Below are 7,141 nucleotides of genomic sequence, written 5' to 3'. Positions count from 1 at the left end.
TTTTTTTTTGTTCTGGGTTGGGGGGGAGGGGGTTGGGTTGGGCGGTTGAAATGGAGGTCGGCACAGGCCTATGCCGACCCCGATGCAAACTGCCGAGTCTGCGGGGCAAACTGCCGAGTTCGATGCGAACTGCCGACTCTGCGGAGCAAACTGCCGAACCTGACGCCGCCGCCGGCCCCCGGAGCGCACTGGTCCCGCTTGGCCGCCCCGCCTGGCAGCTCCCGCCTAGCCGTTTGGCCCGACAGCTCCCGCCTGACAGCCCCACCGGCAGCGCCGCCCGGCAGCTCCCGCCAGCAGCCCCGCCTGGCCGCCCCCGCCCGGTCAACCCCTGCCCGGTCAGCCCCCGCCCGGTCAACCCCCGGCCGACACCGCCGCCGCTCCCGCCGCCATCCCCGACCGCCACCCCCCGCCCGGTCAACCCCCGGCCGGCACCGCCGTGCTCTCTCGGACCACCAGGGTGTGTGGCGCCGTGACCTCGACCGCGGGCGTGTCCGGGTCGTCGATGCGCTCGGCGATCCGGCCCACGGCCTGGCGGGCGATGAACGGGGTGTCGAGCGAGACGGTCGACAGGCTGGGGTGCGTGTACTTGCCCTCCTCGATGTCGTCGACGCCGATCACGGCGACGTCGTCCGGCACGCTGCGGCCGGCGTCGAAGACGGCGCGCATCGCGCCCATGGCGAGCAGGTCGGAGTAGCAGAAGATCGCGTCCGGCGGCTGGGGCAGGGCGAGCAGCGCCGTGGCGGCGTCGTACCCGTCGGCCCGGCTGTAGTGCGCGGCCGGGCGCAGCAGGTCGCGCTCGGGCGTGAGTCCGGCCTCGGCCAGCGCGCGCTCGTAGCCCAGGGTGCGCTGGCGCGGGGTGGTGTAGTCCTCGTCGGGCTGGACGCCGATCGCCGCGATGCGGGTGCGGCCGGTGGCGATGAGGTGCGCCGTCGCGTCGTGGGCGGCCTGCACGTTGTCGATGGCCACGTGGTCGTAGCGGCCGTCGAAGTCGTGCTCGCCGAGCAGCACGAGCGGCATCGACCGGCTTGGCTCCATCTCGGCCAGCTCGCCCTGGGTCACCAGGGGGGTGAACAGGACGCCGTCGAACAGCATGGTGCGGTCGGCGCCGGTCAGGAGCCGGCGCTCGCGCTCGTGGTCGTGCCCCGTCTGGTCGACCATGACGCGGTAGCCGAGCGCGGCGGCGGCGTCGATCACCTCTCGCGCGAGCTCCGCGAAGTACGGCACGTCGATCTCCGGGACCACGAGCGCCAGCACGCCGGTGCGCCCCGTGCGCAGCGTGCGGGCCACCGGGTTCGGCCGGTAGTCGAGCTCCTCGATCGCGGCCTGCACGCGCTGCCGGGTCCGCTCGCTCACGTGCGTGTATCCGGCGACGACGTTCGACACCGTCCGCACCGAGACCTGGGCTTTCTCTGCCACATCGCGCAGTGTGATCGGCACCGCGGTCCCCTTTCATCCTGGTGGACCTAAGGATAGGCCTTGCAACGTACGCAAAGCCGAGCTAGTTTGCACACGTTGAAAACCTCGCGGGCGCCACGCCCCGCGCATGCACAAGGGAGTGCTCATGCACCCGATTCGCACCACCCGGGCGGCCGTCGGCCGCCCTTCGACCACCCGCACCGCGGCGGCCGTCGCCGCCGGAGCCCTGACTCTGGCGGTCACGCTCACCGCGTGCGGCCCCGCCATCACGAGCGGCGAGGCCGGCCCGGACGACGCCGCGGCGTCCGCCGACCGCCTCCAGGCTCCCGCCGAGGAGTCGCCGCAGGGCGAGATCACCATCTGGGACCGGTCCGGCGACCTGTTCAACGTGTTCGAGGCCGTCATCGACGACTTCAACGAGGTCTACCCCGACATCACGGTCCACCACGAGGCCGTGGACATCGACGCCAAGCTGCAGAACACCCTGATCACCGGGGCCGACGTGCCCGACGGCGTCTTCCTTGACGATGCCAAGGTGGCCGGCTTCTCCGACCACCTCTGGGACCTCACCGACGTGCTGGCCCCGTACACGGACGACATCGCCCCGCAGAAGATCGACGTCAACTCCCAGGACGGCGCCATCTACGGCGTGCCGTTCGACCTGGACCCGGGCCTGCTCTTCTACAACGAGAAGGCGCTGACCGACGCCGGGATCGACGCGACGACGATCGAGACCTACGACGACCTGCTGGCGGCGGCCCGCGAGTACCAGGAGGCCGTGCCGGGGTCCAAGCCGATCCACCTGGAGCAGAGCCCGTTCCTCGGCCAGCTCCAGCTCGAGATGTACGCGAGCCAGCTCGGCACGGCGCTGGCCGACGACACCGGCGAGCTGACGCTCGACTCCGACGAGTACCGGCAGGTGCTCGGCTGGCTCGACACCGTCAACCAGGAGGGCCTGGGCACCCGCGCGGAGTACCTGTCGCCCAGCGACGTCGGCGCCCTGGAGTCCGGTGACCAGGTGTTCTACCCCTGGGCCATCTGGTTCAGCTTCGCCCCCGAGCAGCAGCTCACGAAGACCAGCGGCGACTGGCGCGCCATGCCGCTGCCCGCGTGGGAGGACGGCGGCGCGCGCTCCGGCGCCATGGGCGGCTCCTCGTTCGTGCTGCCGAAGGACGGCGAGAACTCCGACCTGGCCTGGCTGTTCTACGAGTTCCTGATGTTCCACGAGGACGGCTACAGCGCCGTCTGGGGCGAGAACGACACCTACCCGAACGGCCTGGCGACGTCGATCCCGGCGTACGCCCCGGCGGCCGATCCCGCGAAGCCGCTGTTCGGCCCGGTCGAGGGGCTCGGCGGGCAGGACCTGTGGACCACCGCCGTCGAGGCCGGCGCGCAGATCCCGGGCGGGGCGCCCGCCCCGACCTGGTGGACCGGCGCGGTCGACTACCTCGGCACGAACGTCCAGCGGATGTACGACGGCGACATGACCCCCGACGAGGTCATCGAGCAGTCGACCGCCGACATCCAGACGAACCTCGTCGACCGGCAGTGAGCACGCTCGCCAGCCCGGAGCGCGTCCGGGGGAGCCAGGGCCGGCCGCTGCTGCGGCCCTGGCTGCCCCGCAAGGTCGCGCCGTACGTGTTCGTCCTCCCGTTCGTCGCGATCTTCGTCGCGTTCAGCGTCTACCCGATGCTGTTCACGCTGCGCCTGAGCTTCACCGACTGGCGCGGCTCGGGCGCGGCGACGTGGGTCGGCTGGGACAACTACACCTACCTGCTCGGCAACGACATGTTCTGGGGCTCGCTGGGCAACTCGGCGGTGCTCTGGCTCATGATCGTGCCGGTCCAGGTGGTGCTCGGCCTGCTCGTCGCGGTGCTCCTGAACAACGCGAAGATTCGGATGCGCTCCTTCTACCGCATCGCGTTCCTGGTGCCGTTCGTGACGCCGCTCGTGGCCGTCGCCCAGATCTGGGTGGTGGTCTTCGACCAGGAGTTCGGGGCCGTCAACGGCCTGCTCAACCTCGTGGGCCTGCCCGACGTCGGCTGGCTCACCACCAGCGAGTGGGCCAAGCCGACGCTCGCGCTGCTCTTCCTGTGGAAGACCACCGGCTTCATCGTGATCATCCTGCTGTCGGGCCTGCAGTCGATCGACGCGAGCGTCTACGAGGCCGCCTCGATCGACGGCGCCTCCCGCACGCGCCAGCTCTGGAGCATCACCGTGCCGCTGGTGCGGCGCACCCTGATGTTCTCCCTGGTGCTCCAGACGCTGGCCGTGTTCCAGATGTTCGCCGAGCCGTTCGTGGTGACGGACGGCGGCCCCTACAACTCGACGACCACCGCGGGCCTGCACCTGTACGAGCACATCACCCGCGGCGACCTCGGCACCGGGGCGGCCAACTCGTTCCTGCTCGTCATCGTCGTCATGGGCCTCTCGCTGCTGTTCGTCCGGTTCCTGCGGACGGAGGACTGACATGACCACCACGCACGCCCCCAGCCCGGCGGGGACCCGGCCGGACCGGACCCGCGCGACGGCGGCCCGGCCGCCCCGGACGAGCCCCCGCGGGCTGCCCGCCGCCGTCGGCTCGCAGGCCTTCCTGCTGCTGCTCGCCCTGGCCTTCCTCGCCCCGGTCGTCTGGGCGCTGGTCTCGGCGTTCAAGCCGGCCACGCAGATCATCAGCGACCCGCTGGGCCTGGACCTGACGGCGCTGACCCTCGACAACTACCGGCGGATGTTCGCCGACGTGCCGATCGGGCAGGGCTTCCTCAACACCGCCGTCGTGCTGGTCACCAAGGGGACCATCACGCTGTTCTGCGCCCCGCTGGCCGCCTACGCGTTCGCCAAGTACCGGTTCCCCGGCCGTGACCTGCTGTTCGGCACGGTCCTGATCACGCTGATGCTGCCCACGATCGTGCTGATCATCCCGCTGCTGCTGGAGATGAAGTCGCTGGGCTGGGTCAACACCTACCAGGCGCTCGTGCTGCCCGGCGCCGTGGACGCCTTCGCCATCTTCTGGATGCGCCAGGTGATCGCCGACGTCCCGGACGAGCTGCTCGACGCCGCGCGCGTCGACGGCTGCGGCGAGTTCGGCATCTTCACCAGGATCGTGCTGCCCGTGATCCGGCCCGCCCTGGCCGGCCTGGCGGTCCTGACCGTCATGAACATCTACAACGACTTCGTCTGGCCCGTGGTGGCGGCGAGCTCCGAGCGGATGGCCACGCTGCAGGTGGTCCTGTCCACCCTCGCGCAGAACATCACCGGCAACCGCGTCGGGGCCGACTACGCGACCGTGACCGGCGAGCTGCTCGCCGCCGCGTCGATCGCCCTCGTCCCGCTCCTCATCGTCTTCATCGCACTTCAGCGGCACTTCATCAACGGCATCCTCGCCGGAAGCGTCAAGGGCTGAACCCCGCATTCCTGAAAGGCAGACACACATGACCTCGGCTCCTCCGCGCCCCGACGCCGCTCGCCCCGAGACCTCCGACCCCGCCTACCCCCGGCCCGACCGCGACCGCTCCGGCCGCTGGGCCAGCCTGGACGGCACGTGGGACCTCGACGTGCCCGGCGGCACGGTGCCGGTCACCGTCCCGTTCGCCTGGGAGACGGCGGCGTCCGGCGTCGGGCGCACCTGGCTGGAGCACGCGACCTACCGCCGTCAGGTCACCGTCCCCGCCGCCTGGGCGGGGGCGCGGGCCGTGCTGTGCTTCGGCGCCGTGCACCACCGCGCCGTCGTCCGGGTCGACGGCGTCCAGGTCGCCGAGCACGTCGGCGGGTCCACCCCGTTCGAGGTGGACCTCGACGGCGTCCTCGCGCCCGGCGCCACCGGGACGCTGGAGGTCGAGGTGCACGCGCCCGCCGACAAGCGCGCCATCCCGCACGGCAAGCAGCGCTCCATCCCGCGCGACGACTACGACGGCGTCTCGTTCACCCCGACGTCCGGCATCTGGCAGCCCGTCTGGCTGGAGGCGCGCGGCCGCACGTACGCGGCCCGCGTCGCGGTGCGGGGCGACTCGCTGACCGGTTTCGACGTGGCCGTGGACGTCGCGGGCGACGCGCCCGCGGGCGCGTCGGTGACCGTGGAGGTCACGGCGGGTTCCGGCACGGCCGGGTCCGGCGCGGGGGCGCGACTGGACCTGGTCGCCGACGGCGCGGGCGCGGCGTCGGGCCGGATCGAGATCGCGGAACCCCGGCTCTGGAGCCCGGCGGACCCGCACCTGTACGTGCTCACGGTGACGACCCGGTCCGCGGACGCCGCCGCAGGCGGCAGCGGGGCAGGCGCCGCCGAGCCCGACGCCGTCGCGGTCACCGGCGGGCTGCGCCGCATCGACCGCCGCGGCGAGCACCTGTACCTCAACGACGAGCGGATCTACCTGCGCGGCGTCCTCGACCAGGGCTACTGGCCCGACTCCGGCCTCACCGCCCCCGACGTCGACACCCTGCTCGCCGACCTGGAGCACGCCCGCGACCTCGGCTACAACCTGGTCCGCAAGCACATCAAGCTGGAGGACCCGCGCTGGCTGCACCACGCCGACCGCACGGGCATGCTGGTCTGGGCCGAGCCGCCCGCCCCCAGCCGGTTCAGCCCCGAGGCCGCGCTGGCGTTCGAGGAGCAGGTCGCGCCCATGGTCGAGCGCGACGGCAACCACCCCAGCATCGTGATCTGGGGCCTCTACAACGAGGAGTGGGGCCTCGACTGGGACATCCCCGGCAGCACCGACCGGGCCGACGCCGCCGTCCGGGCCTACGACACGCTGCGCGCCCTGGACGACACTCGCCCCATCGTCGAGAACTCCGGCTGGGCCCACGTCCGCACCGACCTCGTGGACTGGCACTACTACGACGAGGACCCCGCCGCCTGGGCCGCGAACGTCGCGGCGCTCGCGGACGGCACGGGCGAGGACTTCCCGGTCCGGCTAGCGGCCGACTTCCTAGCCAGGAAGTCGCTCTACGGGTCGGCGGACCACCCGCGCACCGGCCTGCCGGTGCTGAACAGCGAGTACGGGGCGGGGTTCACCAGCCTCGAACGGGCCTGGCACCTGCGCTGGCAGACCCAGGAGCTGCGCCGGCACGACCGGTTCGCCGGCTACGTCTACACCGAGCTGACCGACGTCGAGCACGAGATGGCGGGCCTGCTCGACGTCGACCGCCGGCCGAAGGACCGCGGCGGCCTCGAACCGCGCGACATGAACGCCGAGACGGTGCTCGTGGTCGACCTGGTCCCCGCGCACGCGGGCGCCGACCTCCCCGTGCCCGACGGCGAGCTCGGCCTCGACGTGCACGTCTCGCACCACGGCCCGGGCGTCGTTCGCGGACGGGTCCGCGCGGCCTGGGTGCCGGCGGGCACGCCGTTCGGCGAGGCTCCGGTCGACGGCGACGGCGACGGCGACGGCGGCGACGGCGGCGACGGCGGCGACGGCGACGGCGAGCGCGACGGCGCGTCGTCCGGCGTCGCGTCGGAGACCGTCGAGGCCAAGCCGTTCGTGCTCAGCCCGGCCGTGCGGGTCACGGTGCCGCCGCCCGGCCCGGTGCCGTCGGCCCGCCTGCACCTGTGGCTCCTGGACGACGCCGGCGCCGTGCGCGCGCGGACCTTCGTCGACGCGGGGCCGATCGAGGAGCCCAACCGGCGCGGCGAGCGCTGGGCGTGACGAGGGCCTGACCCGGCCTTGCCCCCCCTCCCCTAGAGGTTCGGGACACCACTGTTCCCCCCCCCCCCTTGCCCCCGTTGGGG

5 protein-coding genes are annotated in these 7,141 nt (G+C 72.5%); 4 read left to right on the top strand and 1 reads right to left on the bottom strand.

Annotated features, from left to right (window positions below; all coding sequences use genetic code 11):
• Positions 1-414 precede the first annotated feature (414 nt).
• Entirely contained in the window at positions 415-1,416 is a 1,002-nt protein-coding gene (locus ACFV9Q_RS25830; RefSeq protein ID WP_377236790.1) for a LacI family DNA-binding transcriptional regulator, read from the bottom strand.
• Positions 1,417-1,561: 145 nt separating this feature from the next.
• On the opposite strand from ACFV9Q_RS25830, the gene ACFV9Q_RS25825 reads away from it, so the two are divergent.
• From ACFV9Q_RS25825 to ACFV9Q_RS25810, 4 genes are read left to right on the top strand one after another with little or no spacing between them, the layout of a single operon-like run.
• On the top strand, positions 1,562-2,968 hold the full coding sequence (locus ACFV9Q_RS25825) for an ABC transporter substrate-binding protein (RefSeq protein ID WP_377236789.1): 1,407 nt from the start codon (positions 1,562-1,564) through the stop codon (positions 2,966-2,968).
• Positions 2,965-3,885 (top strand): carbohydrate ABC transporter permease, encoded by a 921-nt coding sequence (locus ACFV9Q_RS25820; protein WP_377236788.1) that lies wholly within the window; start codon positions 2,965-2,967, stop codon positions 3,883-3,885. The genes ACFV9Q_RS25825 and ACFV9Q_RS25820 overlap by 4 nt, the downstream gene beginning before the upstream one ends.
• 1 nt (position 3,886) lies before the next feature.
• A complete protein-coding gene (locus tag ACFV9Q_RS25815) occupies positions 3,887-4,819 on the top strand; it encodes a carbohydrate ABC transporter permease (RefSeq protein WP_377236787.1) in 933 nt (310 codons plus the stop codon).
• A gap of 28 nt (positions 4,820-4,847) precedes the next feature.
• A complete protein-coding gene (locus tag ACFV9Q_RS25810) occupies positions 4,848-7,058 on the top strand; it encodes a glycoside hydrolase family 2 protein (protein WP_377236786.1) in 2,211 nt (736 codons plus the stop codon).
• Positions 7,059-7,141 lie beyond the last annotated feature (83 nt).

The organism is Promicromonospora sp. NPDC059942 (assembly GCF_042731755.1).
Lineage (GTDB): Bacteria > Actinomycetota > Actinomycetes > Actinomycetales > Cellulomonadaceae > Promicromonospora.
This window is presented reverse-complemented; position numbering and strand designations above follow the sequence as displayed.